General features: G+C 44.7%; 28 protein-coding genes. All 28 read left to right on the top strand.

Features of this window, described 5'->3' with window-relative positions; translation table 11 throughout:
• Positions 1–248 precede the first annotated feature (248 nt).
• Positions 249–1,346, top strand: a complete 1,098-nt coding sequence (locus CE636_RS00825; RefSeq protein WP_024266240.1) for a RepB family plasmid replication initiator protein — start codon at positions 249–251, stop codon at positions 1,344–1,346.
• Between the two features lie 1,157 nt (positions 1,347–2,503).
• Positions 2,504–2,848 carry a hypothetical protein gene (locus CE636_RS00820; RefSeq protein ID WP_017900716.1) on the top strand — a complete coding sequence of 115 codons (345 nt, stop codon included), beginning with the start codon at positions 2,504–2,506 and terminating at the stop codon, positions 2,846–2,848.
• Positions 2,849–3,542: 694 nt separating this feature from the next.
• Positions 3,543–4,079: a hypothetical protein gene (locus CE636_RS00815; RefSeq protein ID WP_014839965.1), complete on the top strand. Its 537-nt coding sequence runs from the start codon at positions 3,543–3,545 to the stop codon at positions 4,077–4,079.
• Positions 4,080–4,154: 75 nt separating this feature from the next.
• Entirely contained in the window at positions 4,155–4,358 is a 204-nt protein-coding gene (locus CE636_RS00810) for a hypothetical protein (RefSeq protein WP_017900715.1), read from the top strand.
• An 83-nt stretch (positions 4,359–4,441) separates the two neighbouring features.
• Entirely contained in the window at positions 4,442–4,918 is a 477-nt protein-coding gene (locus tag CE636_RS00805; protein WP_017900714.1) for a hypothetical protein, read from the top strand.
• A 476-nt stretch (positions 4,919–5,394) separates the two neighbouring features.
• Positions 5,395–5,976 carry a hypothetical protein gene (locus tag CE636_RS00800; protein ID WP_017900713.1) on the top strand — a complete coding sequence of 194 codons (582 nt, stop codon included), beginning with the start codon at positions 5,395–5,397 and terminating at the stop codon, positions 5,974–5,976.
• Positions 5,977–5,992: 16 nt separating this feature from the next.
• A complete protein-coding gene (locus CE636_RS00795; RefSeq protein WP_017900712.1) occupies positions 5,993–6,286 on the top strand; it encodes a hypothetical protein in 294 nt (97 codons plus the stop codon).
• Positions 6,287–6,319: 33 nt separating this feature from the next.
• On the top strand, positions 6,320–6,901 hold the full coding sequence (locus tag CE636_RS00790) for a DUF6012 family protein (protein ID WP_025999287.1): 582 nt from the start codon (positions 6,320–6,322) through the stop codon (positions 6,899–6,901).
• 388 nt (positions 6,902–7,289) lie between these two features.
• The gene (locus CE636_RS00785; protein WP_014839966.1) at positions 7,290–8,159 is read left to right on the top strand and encodes a DUF4942 domain-containing protein; all 870 of its coding nucleotides are present in this window, start codon (positions 7,290–7,292) and stop codon (positions 8,157–8,159) included.
• A gap of 53 nt (positions 8,160–8,212) precedes the next feature.
• Complete coding sequence (locus tag CE636_RS00780; protein ID WP_014839967.1) at positions 8,213–8,533, top strand: hypothetical protein; 321 nt, start codon at positions 8,213–8,215, stop codon at positions 8,531–8,533.
• 80 nt (positions 8,534–8,613) lie between these two features.
• Entirely contained in the window at positions 8,614–8,928 is a 315-nt protein-coding gene (locus CE636_RS00775) for a hypothetical protein (RefSeq protein ID WP_017900709.1), read from the top strand.
• A 286-nt stretch (positions 8,929–9,214) separates the two neighbouring features.
• Positions 9,215–9,418: a hypothetical protein gene (locus tag CE636_RS00770; RefSeq protein ID WP_014839968.1), complete on the top strand. Its 204-nt coding sequence runs from the start codon at positions 9,215–9,217 to the stop codon at positions 9,416–9,418.
• Between the two features lie 42 nt (positions 9,419–9,460).
• Positions 9,461–10,072, top strand: coding sequence for a hypothetical protein (locus tag CE636_RS00765; protein ID WP_025999286.1), 612 nt, complete (start codon positions 9,461–9,463; stop codon positions 10,070–10,072).
• Between the two features lie 64 nt (positions 10,073–10,136).
• Positions 10,137–10,382: a hypothetical protein gene (locus CE636_RS00760; protein ID WP_014839969.1), complete on the top strand. Its 246-nt coding sequence runs from the start codon at positions 10,137–10,139 to the stop codon at positions 10,380–10,382.
• 327 nt (positions 10,383–10,709) lie between these two features.
• Positions 10,710–11,444: a hypothetical protein gene (locus tag CE636_RS00750; RefSeq protein ID WP_017900706.1), complete on the top strand. Its 735-nt coding sequence runs from the start codon at positions 10,710–10,712 to the stop codon at positions 11,442–11,444.
• A gap of 265 nt (positions 11,445–11,709) precedes the next feature.
• A complete protein-coding gene (locus CE636_RS00745; RefSeq protein WP_014839970.1) occupies positions 11,710–11,934 on the top strand; it encodes a hypothetical protein in 225 nt (74 codons plus the stop codon).
• Between the two features lie 3 nt (positions 11,935–11,937).
• Entirely contained in the window at positions 11,938–13,011 is a 1,074-nt protein-coding gene (locus CE636_RS00740; RefSeq protein ID WP_017900705.1) for a hypothetical protein, read from the top strand.
• Between the two features lie 416 nt (positions 13,012–13,427).
• Positions 13,428–13,835, top strand: a complete 408-nt coding sequence (locus tag CE636_RS00730; RefSeq protein WP_017900703.1) for a hypothetical protein — start codon at positions 13,428–13,430, stop codon at positions 13,833–13,835.
• Complete coding sequence (locus CE636_RS00725; RefSeq protein ID WP_017900702.1) at positions 13,832–14,116, top strand: hypothetical protein; 285 nt, start codon at positions 13,832–13,834, stop codon at positions 14,114–14,116. The genes CE636_RS00730 and CE636_RS00725 overlap by 4 nt, the downstream gene beginning before the upstream one ends.
• 369 nt (positions 14,117–14,485) lie before the next feature.
• Positions 14,486–14,818, top strand: a complete 333-nt coding sequence (locus CE636_RS29540; protein ID WP_305955157.1) for a hypothetical protein — start codon at positions 14,486–14,488, stop codon at positions 14,816–14,818.
• 256 nt (positions 14,819–15,074) lie between these two features.
• A complete protein-coding gene (locus CE636_RS00715; RefSeq protein ID WP_017900701.1) occupies positions 15,075–15,707 on the top strand; it encodes a hypothetical protein in 633 nt (210 codons plus the stop codon).
• A 39-nt stretch (positions 15,708–15,746) separates the two neighbouring features.
• Complete coding sequence (locus CE636_RS00710; RefSeq protein WP_017900700.1) at positions 15,747–16,268, top strand: DUF262 domain-containing protein; 522 nt, start codon at positions 15,747–15,749, stop codon at positions 16,266–16,268.
• Positions 16,269–16,360: 92 nt separating this feature from the next.
• Positions 16,361–16,648, top strand: coding sequence for a hypothetical protein (locus tag CE636_RS00705; protein ID WP_009654227.1), 288 nt, complete (start codon positions 16,361–16,363; stop codon positions 16,646–16,648).
• A gap of 252 nt (positions 16,649–16,900) precedes the next feature.
• Positions 16,901–17,221 (top strand): hypothetical protein, encoded by a 321-nt coding sequence (locus tag CE636_RS00700; protein ID WP_009654204.1) that lies wholly within the window; start codon positions 16,901–16,903, stop codon positions 17,219–17,221.
• A gap of 609 nt (positions 17,222–17,830) precedes the next feature.
• Positions 17,831–18,463, top strand: coding sequence for a hypothetical protein (locus tag CE636_RS00690; RefSeq protein ID WP_017900697.1), 633 nt, complete (start codon positions 17,831–17,833; stop codon positions 18,461–18,463).
• 281 nt (positions 18,464–18,744) lie between these two features.
• Entirely contained in the window at positions 18,745–19,089 is a 345-nt protein-coding gene (locus CE636_RS00685) for a DUF957 domain-containing protein (RefSeq protein WP_025999285.1), read from the top strand.
• Positions 19,086–19,331: a hypothetical protein gene (locus CE636_RS00680; protein WP_017900695.1), complete on the top strand. Its 246-nt coding sequence runs from the start codon at positions 19,086–19,088 to the stop codon at positions 19,329–19,331. The genes CE636_RS00685 and CE636_RS00680 overlap by 4 nt, the downstream gene beginning before the upstream one ends.
• A 34-nt stretch (positions 19,332–19,365) precedes the next feature.
• Positions 19,366–19,794, top strand: coding sequence for a hypothetical protein (locus tag CE636_RS00675; protein ID WP_017900694.1), 429 nt, complete (start codon positions 19,366–19,368; stop codon positions 19,792–19,794).
• Positions 19,795–19,866 lie beyond the last annotated feature (72 nt).

The following is a 19,866-nucleotide window of genomic DNA, read 5'->3' as shown; positions in this document are numbered from 1 at the left end:
TAACCAATAATAGATCCCAATATGATCCAAGATCTAACCTAAATAAAACCCAAAGGATCCCCGTTCCTTCATCCCATTGATTTTATGATAAAAATCGTCACTTTCCCTCATCGTTCGTACGTAGTTTTGTCAACGTTCGTACGTGATTATGTCATTGCTAGGTTGAAATTCGTCATCGTTGGTATGTATTTTTAACATCGTTCATATGATATTAAGTAATCGTTCGTACGTTTGCAGAAGGGTAACCTGTGAAGAAAGTAAACAAAGAAATATCTAAAGATATCAGTGGGAAAGGTTATTTTTCTTTTGAAGTGACAGGACAAACAGGCAAAGTTACTCACTTCGCACCAGGGAACACAGGCACTGTCCAGCCCGTTGCGCTGCTAAGACTAGGGGTATTTGTCCCGACTCCCTTGGCTACAGGCAAAACACGTTCCATTGATAAAGTTGTGACTATGGACGTGTCAAACGAGCTCCAGCATATGGAGGTCGCTTCCAGTGAAGGGTACAAGGAGATCTCCCTATCTAGCCCCCGGCTGGATATGAACACCGATTTTCGAGTCTGGCTGGGAATTGTCAGGACGATTCACGATTTTAACGATGTCTCAGTTTCGGGAAGAATAAAATTACCTTTCTCAACGTTCCTCAAAAACTGTGGATTTGACCCGACACGATCGAATAAGCACATGAAAGCACGTATCGACGCCTCGATGGTTAAGCTAAGAATGGTGACATTTCAGTTCAGAAACGAAGATTCCACGCTTACTACCGGCCTGATAAACTGGGCACGTTATAACATCAAAACAAATGAGATCGAGATAGAAGGTGACCCCCGCATCAAAGAGCTTTACGCGATTGATTATAAGGTTTTTTTGCGGCTTAAGGCACTGGACAGCTTACAACGAAAAGAGTCTGCACAGGCGTTGTATACCTATCTGGCGAGCTTGCCGAAGAACCCGGCCCCAATCAGCATGAAACGATTCCGAGACCGACTGCGGTTAACTTCCCACGTCTCCGCTCAGAATGAAATTATACGGCGCTCACTTCGTGAGCTACATGAGATAGGTTATCTGCAATACCATGAAGAGAAGGTCGGTAGAAATATCAAATTTCATATCCTAAAAAGAAGCCCATCTCTCGGTGCGAAAAAGGACCCTATTCAGGCACCGGCACAAAATGCCCCGATCCTGGATGACCCGTTGCTTGAAAAACTGAAAATGATGAAAGCAGCTGGATTTACCGGCGAAGAGATTGCTGCAGTTCTTGTTTCCATCGATAAGATGAAAAAGATAAACGGCAAGCATCATGATGAAGAGGCTGAAGACGCGGATTTTAGCGAGGAGTGAGACTGCTCAACTAACAGAGGGAGTCTTGGCTTTCTGAGACTCGTTCATTTCCTGATTGCCTTCCTTCAGACGCAAAAAAACCTGGGGCATTCCCCATCTAATTATCAAAACGTCATCGTTCGTACGTTCACGGTTGACGGATGCGTGTATCCGGACCTATTGTCATCGTTCGTACGTTAACGTGCTTTGCTCGTTAAAAACACTCCCGATAAAATGGCAGATGCCAGGAACGTTCTGGAACAAAAACAGATTGTATGAATTGATATTTAAATTAATAAAAATCAATAAGATATACTTTCGTGAGCTACATATACACCTTCCCTAAACTCATACTGTCTTCTAAATACAGTTTCCGCTAACACTAGCGCAACGCCAAAAAGTCATCGTTCGTACGTATGAACGATGACGAAATGGATCAGAGGCATTGTTCTACTGAACAGGCAATCTGATAACAGATGTGTGCGGAACTAGCCTCAGGCCTAAACCTTTAACGTTCAGCGAGCTTTAATTGGTATTGATACTCGTACGGCGGTACTCCCTTACTAAAAGTAACTTTTCAAACTTAAATTGCCCGATGTGCTGTCCTGTTTTGAAACTCACCAAAGTTTTCCAGACAGCGCGCTTTAGAGACTCAATCGCCCACCACTTTACTTGGAAAAAAAGTTACTTTTGGTGATAAGCCCTGTCAGAGCAGCTGATCCTGTTTCGTCGTGCATCCGGACGAACATATAAATGAGAGACTGGACAGAGCAAGGCACCGGAGGCCAAGATTGCTCCTTCTCTCGTACGTCTGGCTTGTCCTGGCCTCAAGTGATCACTCAAGGCTTATCGCAATCAAAAGTAACTTTACAAACTATCCCACCAGCTGAAGCACCGGAATGCCGTTGCTCATCACAGGTTGAACAATTTTACAATGTGCTGAAATGATTTTTCGGGATTAAGGAACGTTTTTTCGTGATGTAAGCAATAAAATGTCATTTCATATCAAGGCTGTATGAATATACAGTGTCTGGATATGACCGTCGCCGGTTTTTGTCCGATTGGGGAAATAATAAATATCCTGGAAAAGGCCTTTACAGCGTTAAAGACATAGATATGCATTTAGCCCATGCCTATAATGAGTAGCCGAAACATTAAAATAGATATGAGGTAACAGAATGATTAATATCAAAGAAATTCCACTTAGGGATATCCTTGTTGTGGGGATTCCTGTTCTGTTGTTTTTGACTTTGCTGTGCATGCTTAAAAGTCACTTTCCAGACGTTGTTAACGTCATCGGTACATTATTCGTTTTTATTTTTTCGCCAGCACTGGTGGCACTGTTGACCCTTAACCGGGGAGTGTTCGTGTACTTTGCCGGAGCGCTCGTTACACAGGTGCTTACTGCTTCTCTGGTGTATTTTGTTTCTTCCCGCGACTTTAGCGAATCTGTAGGCCTTGGAGCGTGCGCAATAGTGATTTACGTAATTGCTCAGTCGAAAATTAACGACATTAATCCATAGTTAAGAAGGGAAAAACATAACTCCGCACATTAGTTCTGGTGGCGGAAAGCAGAAAGCCTCGTAGTTAATTTTCAAGGAAGAGTAAACCACGAAATTAACGCGAAACGCCCTTAGACATTTTATCCCCCTCCTTTGCATAATCACTGAATGTTTATGAAATAAAAGAATTTTTTTCCTCTATTATTCAAATAAGGGCTTTACACAGGGTTTTAATCTGTATAATTGTTGCTGCCAGACACGAATACAGAAGAGGGTTTTATTGCATATGGGTGGTCGTGGAAGTTGCCGAAGAAAGCGAAGCCTGCGCTGTGTCCCCTGCTATGCAGGAAACTGGCACCGCTACAGAGACGGGCTGGACTATAACGGATGGGAAGATGTATCAGTGATCGCAAATAAAGGGTCGGGGTATGTGTGTCAATGCAGACAATGTGGTCACACCTACATCTCCTACTCCTCTGCTGCCCGTCGCCAGTATCAGTATCAGGTTAACAGAAGCAGCGATGAACCCGGTATTCGGGAAAATAATTTTAATTCAAATGCAAATTCACCCTCTTAATTCTGAAACGCCATTGTGTATCGGGATAAACTTTCTGTGCATGCTGGTTTGCATCAGCGCATTTCATGAGTGCTGTTGCAGACATGCAGATGAAATCAGATTTGATAATTTATAAAGAATGAAGGGCAGGGCTGATTAATGAAAACGTCTATCGCACCGATTCTGTTCGGGAGGAATATTGCCAATATTTCGGAGAAGCATTTTACTCCCTGGTTTTGTCCTTATGACCACTACCCGGGTTTGGTTCTGGCCTCAACGATCACCGTTCCTTATTCACCCTCACCGGACTGGTTTCTGGGTGAAGAACAATGTGGAGGTCACAGTTGTAACCAGTTTCGTGCAGCAATAAAGCCTTTGCAGATCATACCTCAGTCACAGGTACAAGGGGATCTGGAACTCATTGCCAGCGAGGGATTTGAGCCAGGCACGCTCGATTATTTTAGCCTTGCAGACGATGAGGTGCAGAAACGGGTACGGCTGAATTATCAGTCATTCGTTATGAATCTAGGTTTAACCTGCTCGGATGAAAATGTTCTTCTGCTGACGCAGCCACTGTATCCACTGGATGCGACGGAATCCAATCTCAGAGCGTTAACTACAGACCAGACTTGCCTGAGCGGACTTACTGACACCACCGGACTGGTCATTTTTGTTGTGGGGGTGAACTGCGACTAGGAGAGGGTAGAAAAGGGTAGTATCACGCTAAGCCACTTACACATTAACGAATAAAAGTCACTTTTTGAGGTAGATATGAAAAAAATCACACGCGATGCATTACTGGTACCCTTCATCGGGCTGCTGATCCTCTCCTACCACATGGGCTATTTCCTTTCCGACTGGCCTTACTGGCAGGTATACGCCATGCTGGCGGTGGCCTTCTTTGCAGGCCGTTTCTGGCTGAGAAAAAAAACGTCGAAAGATGAACCTCAGGAAGGCAAAACAGCCGGTGAGTAAATCTTTTCCTGAACTGGCCTGTTCCGGTAATAACGTCCAGGCCATTCAGTCAGTTGACGGAATAACATAAAAGGAGCCTCTGTATGAGCAACATGACAGTGTCGTTTTACAGTAAAAAACATCATGACACCGTAACCAGCGCGATTAAAGCCCGTGCCACATCATCAATTGAGCTTCTCTGTACACCGACGCTTAATCAGCTCCTGGAGCTGACAAATGCGATCTGCCTGTGTGCCGGGATTGAAAATCAAATCGGCCTTTTCGTTGACGACTCAAATAGTGACGAATCCGGGCACGACGAACAGGAACTTACGACACACGTTGCATGGCTGTTTAACCAGAAAAGCCATGGTACTGCCCGTAATGCAATTATTAAAAAAGACATTACGGAGGTGAAAATTGATGACCCTCTGACTTTGAATGAGATTCTGGCGATCATCGAGGCAGTGTGTCGTTGCGGCGGTATTGACGATGACGTAGTGGCTATTGCCGAGCCTATGGTAACGGTCATTGACGGCGCAAAATACGATAACGCCGCTGCCGTGGATACCATTCATTGACCGAACGGAAACCGGAAAAGTAACTTTTCCATAGAGGTGTTTATGCTGTTTCGGAAACTTGTTTTGTCAGGGGGAGGATGTATCTTGCTTCTGGCCTATCACGGAGGCTATTTGTTAAGAACCTGGCCGTGGCTGTTCTATTATGCAATGGTCGCATGGGGGGTTGCATTCAGCTGGTATTTTTTCGCGACCCCTAAAGCCGATTTGGTTCCGGAAAAGATAAACAAAAACGAAAAACAAATACCCATCGCTGGTCAATCACAGACTAACCGGTATAAACAGAATGATAGTGATTCTTCACTGATTAGCCATAACATTAATTTCTCATCTACAGGAATCAATCATTCGGAAAGTATCATAAACAATGGATCAGATTGCAGTTATTCGGACTCGTCAGATTCAGGATGCAGTGGGGGTGATTAAAAATCCTGGATAAATAATTAAAATCCTTACAAATAATTAGATGAGGAGGAGATATGGCATACACAGGAATAACAGATCACGCCAGACTCAGACTTATGCAGCGTTCACGACTTCCCCTGCATGTACTCACTGACATGATCGACAAAAGGGAATATGTGGATCTGGGTTCCAAACCCGGAATATTAAAAAAACACATTCTGATTTATAGTCGACTGGATGAACGTTGGTACGTACTAATCAGGGACATAACATCAGGATGTATCGTTACGGTATTGCCGGAAAATTACCATGATTCTTCATTTATTAAAATCAAAGATTCAGATAAAAAATCTGCATATGATTTAGCGTTTAAAGTCAGGGCTTCTAGTCCTGAAGTTATTAGTATAAATCTGTGCTTTAATGATTTCGATGGTTACCGACATTCAAAGAATATTTATTCCATACCGCTTTCACAGGTGGATATGTCGCAAGAGTTATTTTTAAAGTCAAAGTTTATAAAACAGATAAAAAGAAATATTAGGGAAAATATTGCACGAGGGCTTTCCTTTGATGAACATACCATAGAGCCTGGTTATACGCCGTTGTTCCTGAACGTGAGGTTCAGTGCGGATACATACAAAATATTATATTTCTGATTACAGGGGAAACTCAATGAATGACCGAGTCGTCTTTTTAAACATCAATGCAGAAGATAAAACCCCATTTATTACTGAGGTAGAAATGCTTATTGGGGGAGTCCCACGGCTTATGTATCCAGATGGCACAGAGCAGTTTGCGGATGATGAAAGCGAAACTGTTCTGATTTATTCACCTCGACTGACCGAGCAGGAACTAGAAGCATTTTGCGAATCGAACATTGAGCATTACCGGACTTTTCACGAGAAAAATTTAAAACACATACTGAGGGGAGACCGCGTATCAATAACCCATTTCTGGGTTGAATAAACTAAGTTAGGTATTCACGATTTGGAGGGAATCATGTATCTGCATCTTGTACCAACACTATACCACATCATTTCAAATAAATGCCGACTAGAATCAGTGACGATCCCGGAACTGAAATTCGAGATTAAGGATGATGGACTTTCATGCGGAAGACCGTATCCAAATAAACGGCTTTATGTTGGCATGAAAAATAATCGGAAAGCCATGGTTGGGCTACTTCTTGAATATGACAAACAACTCAGCCAATTTACAACGGAATATAAATGGGTTATTGATAACATTGGTGTTGTTCAGCACCATATTAAAACGATTGTGCTGGACAGTGAATTTGACCTTATTTCACAACACATAGGGTTAAATATTGGTCTGGATGAATTGAAGCCAAGACTCCATCCCTCTTATCACAAAATCGCACCAGTTAAAATACAACCTATGATGGAATCATACCGAACAGGCGAAGCGGTTAATAAATTGCAGCATGATGTATGGGAGAATAATGTTCTACTGTTCAGGACAGAGACATTGCTTTTGCATACTCTGGAATCAGAAAGACTCGCTAAGTATAGTTTTTTCATCGACAGGCTTCCTCAATTAAGTTCTAAAATTTGCATCTGAATTAATTCAAAAAGCTCCGATTTTATTGAGGGGCTTTCCTTTTCATGAAATGCCAATTTAAAAACCCCATACAACTTATGACCTAAACTTGAAACACAATCAGGAAAAGACGACTACGCAATGATGGTTGCTATGGGGGGTTAACCCCATTCCAATTTTGATTAAAATCACTGAGTGATTTTGACTTAATTTTTCTCCCTTATTTGCATCTTATGTAAACAGTGGGGCATTATAAACTCATGACTTTCTGCCCCAACACCTCAAGATCTAAGAAAGTAACTTTTTTATTGGTTTTTTAAAAATGGGGGTTGATGGGACGAAAAAAAAAGGTATCCTGGTTTCAACGAAGAATAGTTTTAATGCTTGCCTTATCTACCCGGGAGTTCATATGTCCTTAGAAAATACATTGACCGCTGAGTTAAATTCATCAGAGAACGCAGGCGGTATTATACCTTCTGTTGCTATTGATTTAATTATTGCTCAACGTGCAGCAGGTATTGCGGCATTTATGGAAGGTTTAGATAAACTCAGGGAAGCGGAGCGACTGTTCGCTGCTGCGGCTGAAAAGGACTGGTTCACGGGGCTAGATGAGATTATTTCGACCGGTAGGCGTTGCCTTAAAGAACATGAGATAGAGGCGGTTCGACGCCGGGTGGCTCGTAGCGTTGATAGATCTATCTGGCAACGCTTGATGACCCAGACAGGTATGTTTACGTTGATGAGTGGTGATCAACATGACAAATGGACTGCTCAGGTATACAGCAAAGATTGTCCGGAAGTCACCCTGGACAATGTCATCAGTACGTTTCAGCATCTTAATGCAACAAAAAATGAAACGTTTGTTACAGGTATTATTGATGTTTTCCGTAAGCTGTCCTGGGACTACAAAACAAATAATCCTTGCCGTCTGGGCAAGAAAATTATCCTCGAAGGTGTTTTATCCATAAATGTCTCACCAACCCGATACGCTTCGGTCAGGACTAATGCGCAGAACTGGATTAACGATCTCGCCCGTGCTTTCTGCCTCATCGACAAGAAAAACGTGCCAGATTCACGGATAGCAGAAGGGTGCCAGTACAGGGATTTTATCAACTTAAACAGTTATACGTTAAACGGTGTGTTTACCTGCGAGTGGTTCACTATTAAATCTTTCTGGAAAGGTTCAGCTCATGTGACTTTCACACGCCCTGACCTCGTTGAAAAAATTAATGAAATTATTGCAAGCCGATACCCCGGCGCTCTCCCACCCAGAGTATGAAAGTAAATTCCAACTATTTAATCATACAAAATTCATTATTAAGGAATCCTGATATGGGAATTCAAATTAAAGAAAGTTACACCACTGCTGTTATCAGCACCGCGCACATTGCTAAAGAAGATACTGAGTTATTAACTGATGCCAGTTATAATCCCCGAACAGATAGTGGACGTAGCTGGATCCACGTAAACGAATATGGTTATATTATTCGGACCAGCGTTGAAAATCCGGGGTGGAAACAGCTTTTACGAGACGATGGTATCTCCTGGCCTACAATTGAAAATATCGAAAAAGTGATTAATGCTGGGTACGAATGTGTTCATTTTGACCGTGACGCAGATATCGTTGATGGTCTGATGGCGTGGGAATGGTAACTACTCATTACCAGGGCTCCTTAACCTATAGGGAAGGGGCCCATATATAATTGGCAGTACAGAAAAAAAAGGAGTCATTAATGGATATGCTTAACGGGTGCAGTTCAGCTCCTCAGGTTTCAACATCAACCGCTATTGCTGGTGGACGCGAAGTCATTGTGACCGGTTGTGTGACAAAGCAGGGCAGAGCTATTCATTTCTGCAATCATAAGCTACTCAGCGGTAGCAATAATAATCTCTGGTTCCCAGTGGACACCGTAGATGACTGGTTTTCCGGCATTGAACGAGTGCTGGTTATGAATGGGCTTGCTGAGAATGTCGTAAACCTCACGCCGTTAATTGAAGGTTCAGAATATTTCGACTGGAAAGTAAAGTATAACCTCCGGGTTATCTGACTCACAAAAAGTTACTTTCTTGCTTAACGCTTATGAACAATCAGAGAAATCAATTGGCTGTCCACCAGCTTCTGGACAGCCGTTCTTCTAATTAGATCTTATCCAGAAATTACAAGATAACTCCATTTCTGTCCCGTTAATTGTCGTTTTGAAAAAATCATAATGATAAAATCAAATTCACCGTAGAGCTTGTCACCTGCCTGAAAAAAAACAGGGGCTTGATAAGGCGATTTAAAAATGTATCCTGGTTTGATGAATAGTCATTTCCGGGTGAAGGGAGAATTTAATGGCTGTCCAAAAAACTCATACTGGCATCGTGATTACCAAAGACGGCGAGGTAACAAAGAAATTTCATGAAACACCGACCATGTGGGTGGTCAATAAAACTGAATGTTATCGCAAGGATAACGGCATACGCCATTTTGGTGAAAGAACCCGCCGCCGCCTTGTCCTCGAATCCATAAAACCAATACCTGAAGTTAAAAATTAACTAACTTAATTATTTAATTAGTTGACAAAAAAGGAAAAAATAATGAATAGCCATTCTCCAAAAGTCGTCATGATGGACAGTGACGAAGCAGCCAGTATTCAAACATTAACGGGATGGGTCGATCGTCAGGGGCGTTTCTGGGGAGATAACGAACATCAGGCCCGCTGGAGTGGTTCAACGCACCGCAAATGTGGAAAACATCCGGAACAACATCCTGCATACCCTTCTAACAGTTATTGTGAATCATGCAGAAAAGAAGATCGCCAGGCTAAGTTTGCAGAAATGAAGCGGGTGGCCTGGCGCGGCGAACCGTTGGTGATTTTCGATACGGATACCTATTTTTTTGATGCCGAGTCGCTGGAGGATTATTGCCGTGACCATGACGTTTTACCCGGTGATCTGCAACTGGTTATCTGTCTTCCAAACCATATAGATCAGTTTGATATCCTGCAACATTGCGAAGAAATTCTACCCGAAGATGGTGAGATAAGCTTTATCCCTGAAGCTGTCCAGGTGGCGGTTGAGGCGTTGAATAAAGCGATCAAAGAAAGCGCAGCGGTCTCATGGAGCCAGGGCTCCCTGGTAGCTGTTTTACCGGATGACCTGCTGAATGCCGGTGAGAAGACCGCAGGGCAGAAAGAACAAACCGCCTGATAATGGCGGTGGGCACCACCGATAATTACGGGGCTTGTAAGCCCCTAAATTAGGGCTGACAGATATGTTAATGCAGACAGAAAAGGCAGTATTACAAATTGCGGAGTATATCCCCCGAGCTTGCCGCAATATGAAACTCTTTGAGGCAAAGGCCCGACTTGCAACCAAAATCGCATTGTATATTGTTGACGGCTGCTGTGACGAAGTACTCAATCTGGCTTTCAAACCTGCACTTAACTGCCGCACCAGGGAACAGTTTTTTAACCATATTCAGCAAATTAAAAACGGAGCTGGCAATGTTCGCTTTTAATGACGTTAATACTCCGCATGAATGCTTCAAGAAATGTCGTTGCTACCTCCCCCCAAAGCAACGCGAACAGCATCGTTTAACCCAGCATGTTTCTGAATTTGACGAGCATCCCGCTGACCAGATTGACCAATACAAGGACTACCCCGATGCGTAAAGATAACAATGTCCTCCCTCCAAAGATTAACAACGGTGTTCTCCGGCGATGGAATGCTCAGCGTGGGCAAAGAAATAGCAGGGGTGGGAGATATAAACGCTTCCCTTCAGTTCACAACTTGAACGAGTGGGTCGTTGATCGTTTGATCTCAGAAATTATCGCAGAGGACAGAGATGCCTGATAACACCGAACTGACACATGATGAAATCATTGCTGCGTTGGCACAGCTGAAGCAGATCAGCGAATACCCAACTCCCTCTACTCAATACGCACGCGTCTTACTTAAATATATTACTACGCTGGTGGAGTCGCAGAAGAAGGCGCATTCAGTAATGGCTGGAGTCGTAACCACAGCATGTATCCGGGGAGTCAGACCATTTGATGGAATTGAGTGCGATCCCCCAACTCTGGAAGAAAATGCGGAAGCGTGTGGCGATGCCATGTCTGCTCGAATCAGAGAACTGGAATCTAACCCACCAAAACCTAAGGAATTAGCCGAAGCGCTTTTTCTGATTGCAACTTTACGTGAGCAAAGCGACGGTTGGGAGCGTAAAGCCATTAACAGTTTCGCTGAGCGTACGCAGATGTTCCAGCGCATTGCCGAGTTGGAAAAGAGAAACCAAGAACTGGAGTCAGGGCTGTTAATTCCAGCCGAAGTTGAGAGCCAGGACCGAGCATCTGGCATGAACGCTGAGGCAATTTGTGTCGACGGGAACAAACCTGGCATGATTGTGGCGGTGCACATTGATGCCGGTGACTTTGTTAATGTTAATGGTCTGATATTAAAGGTAATTGAAACCGACTTTGACGACCACGACGTAACTTTATATTTGGCTGGTGGTGAAGAGTTTAAATGTGCTGCTGGTTACCTGATAGAAGTGGTTCCTGTACCAGAGGATGAAGAGTAATGGCTAAGCGCGATTTTATCCCAGCTGGCGCGACCTGCTGGCAGGGCGGTTGTTGTACTCACAGGGGGATTACCCGTCGCCATCGTTATGTTACCGGGGGCGATGGGCGGAAATTCGAATCGTGTTCCTATACTGACGACTGGTACGCACTTGGCGACACGATTGACTCTTATGGGAGACCATACCGGTATCGAATCACGGGTGAGAAGGCCACGGTTCTTACTCAGTTCTGCTTAGAAAATTTAAAGCCAGAGTAAAACAGACAATGAAAAAATATACCGAGCTTGACAGAATAATCATGGAAAAAATCGGTGTTACCCCGATCCCTTTTCACCTCTTGTTTTCCCACGACGACATCCCGGCCGAATGCAAAAAAATTGCCATGAAAGAAGGAAAAAGCGAGCCATTTCGCATCCTCGATCGTCGGCTTCAGGCTCTACGTAAAGCCGGAAATATCCGTAGCACTTCTAAAGGTTGGGTGAGGACTTAACAAATGACCACTAAATTACCATTAACAGACGAACGCCTCTCCACCATCAGTGATTACTTTGTTGCGATGGAAGAACATTACAGTGACCCGGCAGACAGAGAGAATTTTGAAATTTTCAGTGATGCTAAAGCCTTTCTGGCAGAGCTACAGCAACGTCGCAAGGCTGCAACAGGTCGCGAACCGGTGGGCATTAAGCTCCCCCCTAAGATGTCGAATGATCGCATAAATGCGCATGAATTAAGCACAGGCGTCGACGTCTGGAACCGATGTATTGATGAAGTGGCAAAGCTGAACGGCAAATGTATCCCGTCAGTTCCATCCGGGCTTCACCCAAATACGCAAAAGCTCGTGACCGAATTCTGCACCGAGCTGGCTGAAAAGCTTTATAAGGCGCAACTCAAGTACGGCCACTCAGATAACTGGTCATACGCAAATTGGGAAATTGAGTGCCAGACAGCTTTCCACGAGCATATCGCCAAAGGTGACCCCCGCGACGTTGCCGCGTACTGCGCATTTATGTGGTATCACGGCTGGAGAACCGAGGTCGAGCGTCGAGAACAGGTCGTGCCAGATGAGGTCGAGCATGTAGCCGCCGTACTAGAGCTTATCGGTGGTTTTGAGGCTGCTGATATCGATAGCGACACAGTAGATTTACGGTTTGAGATCGACGATGTGGACACTGGCTCTGACGTATCCATTACTGAATATGCCGCACGCGGTTCCGCTATTATCCGTATGCTGGCTGGCAATGCTCCGGTAAATCCAGACAGTTGCATTCTAGAGGCGCTGGAGAACATACAAACCGAGAATGAAGTGGCACGAGACCAGTTAGTCATTCTCCAGCTGACGCTATTAAAGCAGCAGAGAAAGATTGCCGAGCTGGAGTCCCGCACCGTGAAGCTGCCGAAACCTAAAGATTCTGACCCGGGTTGGAAAATTGATCCGGAATTTATCAGCAAAGTTCAGAACGAGATAGGGTACGATGACCAATGCGAATGCTGGGAGGGTACACCTTCCATGGAGGTAGTAGAGGCCGTTTTGCTGGCCGCCGCTGGCATCAAGATGGAGGTTGAATAGATGGCATTCATATCTCAACTGGGAACAATACCAAAGAGTAGCGGAAGAGTGCCAGGTTCTAAGTTCGTTTCGTTTAGAAAGACAAAATCTGGTGCTACTGGTGGGCTTATTACTAAGGACACTGGACTGCGCGGAACCAAAATAGACATTCAGATTGATGAGGATAATAAAACTATCCGTCTTGGCGAGTACGAGAACGGAGTGATGGTAACTCAAAGACAGGGCGTATTCAGTTGCTCGGTTAGCGTATTTAATGCAGTGGGAAAGTGCCGAATATCCCTGACTGATGGCGGGGACGGGTGGTGGTACGGAAGTTATAAATAAGTAGGCAGCTAACCACTATTATCCGGTTTATAACAAAAACCAGGTTCTCCCCCTGCTGGAATCACTTGGACTTAGATTTTTTAGGCGGATGCATGAGTAGAGACGAAAATATTCAGGCTGTATTTGATCTAAAAGCTGGTTATACACTTGGGCTCGCCGACATCGAGATTCTTAAGAGAGTGGCCCGGATGGCGCTGGCCGCAATGGACGGCGAGCCGGTAGTGTTTACCGACGAACGAAACCTTCATCATATTGCCATGGGCCGAGAAACCTCTCTGATTTGGGGCAAACAGAACCATGAGGCGGGAGATATCCCGCTCTTTCGCCACGCTAAGCCAGCGCCGGTAGTGCCGGTAGTGCCGGATGCATTGATTAAAGCTGTAGATTTTTATGAACAGGTTAAACGTGAAAATCCGTCAGTAGAAACGGGAGCCTGGAAAGATGCCGTGGAGTGGGTACTGAAGGAAGCCTGCCTGGCTGCTAAAAAGGATGAGTCATGACACAGAAAATCAGATTAACAGACGCGCAAGTCTATACGCTGCGCCGAATGAAAAGCGGCACCAGATACTTTCTACAGGGCGATGGAAGGCGTGGAGATGAGGACAACGGTACGCGCAGAGTCAACTGCCCGTCGCTTCCCGTCCTCTTTAGAAATGGTCTCGTTGATTTTTGCAGTGATTGCGTAAAGCAGAATTACACCTGGTATAGCGTGAAGTTGACGCCTGAAGGAGCAAAAGCCGCAAATGGTTCTCAGACAAGGAAAGAGCGCGGTTTGCCCTGATGAGGGTTGCTTACAGTGCCATGATGCAATTGATCTCGGATACCTGTCAGCATAACAGTCAGAAAAAGTTACTTTCTTTTCTCCCCAGCAGTGATAATCCCCGGCACTATCGGGTGTTTTTAGATATTCTCCATGTTTACTTTTTCATGCTTCGGGGAGAATATTTTAATTCATCGTTAATTATTTCTCAGTGTTTATGAAATCACCATGGTTTATTTTTTGTGGAGCGACCATTGGATGCCGTCAGAAAAAGTTTCTTTCCTGGTGATATGCAATTAGGGGCTTGCGAAAACGATTCGAAATAGTATCCTGGTTTGAGGTCGAATAATTTTATCCAAGACTGGACACCACATTCCGGGAGCGATGAACATGAGCAAGGTACCTGAACAAAAAAAGCATGTAATTAATTTTGAATGCGACCATTGCGGACGCAGCTATGACGATACTGATGTTTGTACTTCTGACGATTGCCCTGATAATGAAATCGCTATGCCAGACCTACTCAATTACTGGACAGTTGATGAAGTGGCTGAATGTCTCGACGGCGTGGGTGATGATCTTTACAGAAAGCTATGGTCGTACATTACAGCAGAGACTGATGGTAACCCGCCACTGGCTAAAGTTGCCTGGGAAGCGTTGACTCATGAAGAGAAGGCTGAAATGGTCCAGGCAGTGGAACAAGAGTTCCCTGACGGTGATTAAGTTCAGTAATGTGTGACAAACAAAGTGTCGTGCCGGTAATGGGTAAAGAACGGAAATAATACACAGCAAACCCTATAAATACCTTCCACCAGCAGCAATGGACATTTACGCTTGTATCCATTCTGGAAGAGCAGGCGACAGGCCTGCTTTAAAAAAGAACAACTAAACAGCTGGTGGATTGGGATAATTTAATCAACTTTAGTGTTATCTGAGTGGTAACGCGATATTTTCACTTAAATATTTCATGGTGAATTAAATGAAAGCATTAAACGAACTACAGTTACGCCAGATATCCGCATGCCCTGGGAACATTGAGTTACAGGATTGGTTGAAAATACTTGTTGCTGATAATGCAGTGCTCGTTCGTTCTTTAACGGTCATCGCTAATTCAGATGAGCATCATGGTAAGACGATGGTCTGTGATTTTGATTCGTTGATTTCTGTAGCTACTGCTGGTCTGAAAGAGCATGAGCAACTCCTTAAAGGGAACACTTCACCTGATTGCGAACAACAAGAAACAAACATCCCTATGTTCTACGTGGATGGAGAGGCGGCAATACGTCTTCTCAAGGGGCATACTCGTTATGCAGCCATGACGACTGAGCCAAAGTCTGGTAAGACGTTGCCGCTTTACATAAACGCTCAATCTGCGTCAGTCGCACCGGCAGAAACAGAGCGAAAAGGTAAAAGGCTCCGCGTTGCAGAAGGGAGGTATGCCGCTTTTTTCCCTCAAGAGCGGCCACTCGATGGAGCGCAGATCATCGCATGGGATGAGAACGGTAATTTGTTAGGCATTGGTTTTGGACGAGACACACGCGATACGGGAGTTGCTATCATCGTCAACGGAAAAAAATACGACTCAAACCATGTGATTCACTGGTGTAGTTAGCCATTCGAATGTGGCCGGTATGTAAGGAAGATGAGAATTATGACCAGTACCAACAGAGTTCGGGACGCTGAAATCTTTCGGGCCAGAACGGGGGAGTATCCGGTTGACATGTACATCAAGTGGCTGAAGGATGGCGCACTGGATTTCGATGCCGACTATCAACGTGACTATGTCTGGGGGCATGAGGAACAACAGGCTTTTTTACAGGGGCTGATATCCGGCTTTCCTCTGGGGTATGTGGCGCTGGCGAGAGCCCCCGACTGGGCGTCCCGGGATGGTGCATATATTGAGGTTGTTGACGGCAAGCAGCGACTGACAACGTTAAGGCTGTTTATCAACAACAAAATTTCACTGGCGCTCGCAGGGGGGCCGGTTTTCTGGCAGGACCTAACTCGTGGTGAGCAACTCGCCTTTGGTGCCCCCACGTTAACCGCCGTGGTGCTTGATGACGCCACGCCACAAGACCGTCTTGACTATTTTATTGCAGTTAACTTCACCGGCATGCCACAAAGCGAGGAGCATAAACACAGGGTTCTCGCACTCAAAGGAAATATTCAGTAACGATCAGTCAACTTGTCAGTTAACGAGAGCATGATGAGTCAGTTGCTGGTTTGCACCAACCCTTTCAGGATGTATATCGGGAGGTCTGTTAAGTGGATCAGAATCAGGTTTTAGACGCAATCAATAATGACGATGTTACAGCACATGAATTGTTGAGCGAAGCAATGCCAAACGCCGCCTCCCGTTTTTACCGGACGGCAAAAAATCTCTCCAGACTCCTGGATGAAATTCACGAGCATTTCCCGGATGCATCGTATTATGCCGCATCCGGCACGTTATGCTTACTGCTGGGGGAGAGCCATAGCAAGTCTGACGTGGCGCAGCAGGAGCTTTTAGCCCATGCAGCTCCTGGCTTGAGGGTTGAAGGGGGGGACTGGTAGTGGAGAATACTTTCGGTAAAGAGTGACTGGTAAACGTCATTGTGGGGGATATTAGTTGGCCGATTATTTTGTCAGTAGCCGTAAATCCTGAATACCGTTACTATCCGTAAATCGGCAGTCTTTCCTTGAACGTTGAGCCGTATATTAGCATTAATACCTAAAACCCCCTCCGGCTATTCGCCGGAAAATCAGATACTGGGAAAGGGAGGAAGAAAGTGATGCTTATGAATTTTTTCCATGAAGGTGGTTAGTATGCGTAAATCCGTTTCATTTGCAGTGGTTACTTTTTTTACTGGTATCAACCTCGTTATAAACCCGTTCCTGGAGGAACCTGCATTATGGGGGGCGCTCCTTGCAGGCATTTTCATTCTGATAAACATTGTGGCGGAAAAAATGCATCTTTGGAGTGGCGTTGCGTGGATTATAGCCGCTGGCATAATTCTCGCCATGATGATTAATGGTTACGTTCTAGGCGATAAATTCAAATATCTTATCTGCGTTTTCTCTTTCTTGTCTTCTGCCTGGTATTCCGTTGTAGAGTTTAGGAAGAAAAAAGCAGCGCAGGCTTCATAATATAAGGGTTTATGCGCGAGCAGATTAATATACTTTTCGCGAAATCTAACCTGATTTTTTGTGTTTAACCAGAAAGTAAAGGCTGAATTATGGTAACTGAAAAGGAACTAATTGCATTTGACCTACTACAGAACTTCGGCGAACGATGGAAATACCGATATTCAGCTGGCGCTAAATATATATTTGCCAGCAGTAAGGCTCGGGCAATTGAAGGTGCTACAGAAGCATTCAGGAAAGCTAGACCGGGTGAGCTTTTAACACGTGAGGAACGCTATGAGAAAGCAAACCAAGATGATATCGAACAGTCGGATAATCGGTGGAAACACCTTAACCTTGACGATCTGCAAGCGCTTTTCTCACGAATGGGAGGTGATATTAAGTCGCTACAGGGGGCCTCTCTACGTGAGTTCACCGGGAACGGCGGTCGGCGTACGTCAAGTGCGGTTGCGGCTCAGGGGGCACGGGATACAGCACTAATGTGTATGCGACTTGAGCGCTACATACAATGGCGGCGGGAAAAATAGACTTTCTTGGCTCCATATCCCTGCATCAGCTGCAATACTGTGATAATTTTACGTCATCAACGTCTCGGAAATTCAGGTAGGCCGTATGAACGCTATTTTTTCTGATCTCCCAGTCAAAGACGGTAAATCCGGCTCGTGGACATTGGATACTTTCACTATCACCGAAAATGACGCAGAACGTCTTGCTATTCGTGCCGACTTTTCAGGCAATCAGGATGAATTTATTCCAGCGGGAGAGTATCGTCGTCTCTCATACAACAGTGATGTCGTGATGTCCAACACACCGATGGAAATACGGACCTGCATGGATTTCATCGAGCGGGCGACAGGCCACGTGCTTATCAATGGACTGGGCCTTGGAATGGTGCTTAATGCAGTATTAATGAAAGCAGACGTCACGCACGTTACTGTTATTGAGAAAGAGCAGGACGTGATCAACCTTGTCGCCGCGAGCTTTGCGGACGATAAACGCGTAGAAATTATCTGTGCAGATGCGATGACTTTCGTTCCACCAGCAGAGGTCACCTATGATGTATGCTGGCACGACATATGGCCTCAGTTCTCAATGGGGAATCTTGATGAAATGGAAATGTTGGAAAGAAAGTACCTTTATCGTTGCCAGTGGCAGGGTTCCTGGGGTAAGGAACAATGCGAGAAAGAGTTAATTAATTTTATCCAGATTGAGGGTGAAATTGAAAAATGGCTGCAAAGGGTTTAATGAAAATAAATCGTCGTATATAACACCGGCATGACCCTGTTTTTACTCAGAAGTTATGGTGTGGTATATTTAGGTGTTATTGTTGTTTTTTCTGGCTTAATTCGAATTAATGGATTTTCTGGTAACCCCCATATAAATCAACCTCCGCCTTTGTTGTTTAAATGGGGTTGCATACGCAATTAAATAATGTATCCTGGAGTTCGGGTTATCTGTGGTTTTCGTACGTAAATTGCGCACCACTACAAGGTAATATATCTGCTCACTTTATTATGGGGTTTATTATGAGCGCACAAGATTCTTTGGAAATACTTCTCGCCTGGCTTGAGGATAATGTTGAAATGGAAACAGATATCATCTTTGCTGATGATATTGACTCCGCAGCCATGATACCCGCAGTCCAGGCTGCTATCGCTGGTTTAAAATTTGATATATTTAACGATGAAGTGAGAAACCTGTTAAAGGTTAAACATAAGCAGGTTGTTAAAGACGCTCTGGACGCAAGCTCAGACTTTCTGGATACGGATTGCGTCATGGACCGACTGGGTATTTCATACAGTGATGCAGAACTCCGGACTTCCGGTGCTCTGGAGCTGCATAACGCTCTTCTCGGATGGGCATCAGAATGACCGAAATAGCCCAATGCCCGGCAGTTAAGCAAATTAACTTTTATATACTGGAGGCCTCACCGGAGTTGCTGGTGGATCGCCGGGTATATCTTGAAGTTGTGCTGCTGAAAATCTGGCGAAGCCGACTTGAGACAATCCGGTCCTGGAATTGTGTTTCTGATGAAGATCGCATTCTGGCTGAAGCATATCAACGTGGCATAGATTTTCTGACGAAAACAGTCAGGCTCGTCACCCTGGATTGATTCTTTAACTCAACTGTGATGCAGAGGACGGAACATGTCTGAGAGCAAAGCCTTCAGGCCCGATGGCGGTGGAATGAGCTTAGGGCGCATTCAGGAAATTGCCGATAACCCGTATTGTGATGAAGAAAAACGGTGGCTGGCTCAAACGTTTCTGGCAAGAGCCAGTCAAAAACCAGCTGCATATGTGGATGCTGTTAATCTGCGCCAACTCCAGAGGGGGGAAGTGGAATCAGCGGTAATTTTTACCAATATGGAATGTACCGCCCTATATCTCAATCCACCTGCCATTCTTAACGGCGTCGATACAGCACAGGTGACGAGAAGTGCAGACCTGCTCGATTTAGAGCTACGCATTGCAGAAGCAAAAAAAATGGGTCTCGACACGACCTCGGTTGAACAGAAGTACCACGAGTTAATTGAAGAGATTCGATCGAACAGGCATCATTCCGGGAACGAACGTTGACCTGCTCAGTATGGTTATGGTTTGCAGTCAGATAAAGTAACTTTTAAATATAAAACACCATAAATAAAACGG

It is taken from the genome of Klebsiella sp. LY (genome assembly GCF_004010915.1).
GTDB classification, from domain to species: domain Bacteria; phylum Pseudomonadota; class Gammaproteobacteria; order Enterobacterales; family Enterobacteriaceae; genus Klebsiella; species Klebsiella quasipneumoniae.
This window is presented reverse-complemented; position numbering and strand designations above follow the sequence as displayed.

Coding starts and splice junctions, on each gene's coding strand:
- CE636_RS00745 (WP_014839970.1), top strand. CDS start 11,710: ATGAAAAAATATACCGAGCTTGACAGAATAATCATGGAAAAAATCGGT.
- CE636_RS00785 (WP_014839966.1), top strand. CDS start 7,290: ATGTCCTTAGAAAATACATTGACCGCTGAGTTAAATTCATCAGAGAAC.
- CE636_RS29540 (WP_305955157.1), top strand. CDS start 14,486: ATGAGCAAGGTACCTGAACAAAAAAAGCATGTAATTAATTTTGAATGC.
- CE636_RS00700 (WP_009654204.1), top strand. CDS start 16,901: ATGCGTAAATCCGTTTCATTTGCAGTGGTTACTTTTTTTACTGGTATC.
- CE636_RS00805 (WP_017900714.1), top strand. CDS start 4,442: ATGAGCAACATGACAGTGTCGTTTTACAGTAAAAAACATCATGACACC.
- CE636_RS00810 (WP_017900715.1), top strand. CDS start 4,155: ATGAAAAAAATCACACGCGATGCATTACTGGTACCCTTCATCGGGCTG.
- CE636_RS00765 (WP_025999286.1), top strand. CDS start 9,461: ATGAATAGCCATTCTCCAAAAGTCGTCATGATGGACAGTGACGAAGCA.
- CE636_RS00815 (WP_014839965.1), top strand. CDS start 3,543: ATGAAAACGTCTATCGCACCGATTCTGTTCGGGAGGAATATTGCCAAT.
- CE636_RS00775 (WP_017900709.1), top strand. CDS start 8,614: ATGGATATGCTTAACGGGTGCAGTTCAGCTCCTCAGGTTTCAACATCA.
- CE636_RS00800 (WP_017900713.1), top strand. CDS start 5,395: ATGGCATACACAGGAATAACAGATCACGCCAGACTCAGACTTATGCAG.
- CE636_RS00690 (WP_017900697.1), top strand. CDS start 17,831: ATGAACGCTATTTTTTCTGATCTCCCAGTCAAAGACGGTAAATCCGGC.
- CE636_RS00750 (WP_017900706.1), top strand. CDS start 10,710: ATGCCTGATAACACCGAACTGACACATGATGAAATCATTGCTGCGTTG.
- CE636_RS00795 (WP_017900712.1), top strand. CDS start 5,993: ATGAATGACCGAGTCGTCTTTTTAAACATCAATGCAGAAGATAAAACC.
- CE636_RS00715 (WP_017900701.1), top strand. CDS start 15,075: ATGAAAGCATTAAACGAACTACAGTTACGCCAGATATCCGCATGCCCT.
- CE636_RS00790 (WP_025999287.1), top strand. CDS start 6,320: ATGTATCTGCATCTTGTACCAACACTATACCACATCATTTCAAATAAA.
- CE636_RS00780 (WP_014839967.1), top strand. CDS start 8,213: ATGGGAATTCAAATTAAAGAAAGTTACACCACTGCTGTTATCAGCACC.
- CE636_RS00740 (WP_017900705.1), top strand. CDS start 11,938: ATGACCACTAAATTACCATTAACAGACGAACGCCTCTCCACCATCAGT.
- CE636_RS00820 (WP_017900716.1), top strand. CDS start 2,504: ATGATTAATATCAAAGAAATTCCACTTAGGGATATCCTTGTTGTGGGG.
- CE636_RS00680 (WP_017900695.1), top strand. CDS start 19,086: ATGACCGAAATAGCCCAATGCCCGGCAGTTAAGCAAATTAACTTTTAT.
- CE636_RS00760 (WP_014839969.1), top strand. CDS start 10,137: ATGTTAATGCAGACAGAAAAGGCAGTATTACAAATTGCGGAGTATATC.
- CE636_RS00675 (WP_017900694.1), top strand. CDS start 19,366: ATGTCTGAGAGCAAAGCCTTCAGGCCCGATGGCGGTGGAATGAGCTTA.
- CE636_RS00710 (WP_017900700.1), top strand. CDS start 15,747: ATGACCAGTACCAACAGAGTTCGGGACGCTGAAATCTTTCGGGCCAGA.
- CE636_RS00725 (WP_017900702.1), top strand. CDS start 13,832: ATGACACAGAAAATCAGATTAACAGACGCGCAAGTCTATACGCTGCGC.
- CE636_RS00770 (WP_014839968.1), top strand. CDS start 9,215: ATGGCTGTCCAAAAAACTCATACTGGCATCGTGATTACCAAAGACGGC.
- CE636_RS00685 (WP_025999285.1), top strand. CDS start 18,745: ATGAGCGCACAAGATTCTTTGGAAATACTTCTCGCCTGGCTTGAGGAT.
- CE636_RS00730 (WP_017900703.1), top strand. CDS start 13,428: ATGAGTAGAGACGAAAATATTCAGGCTGTATTTGATCTAAAAGCTGGT.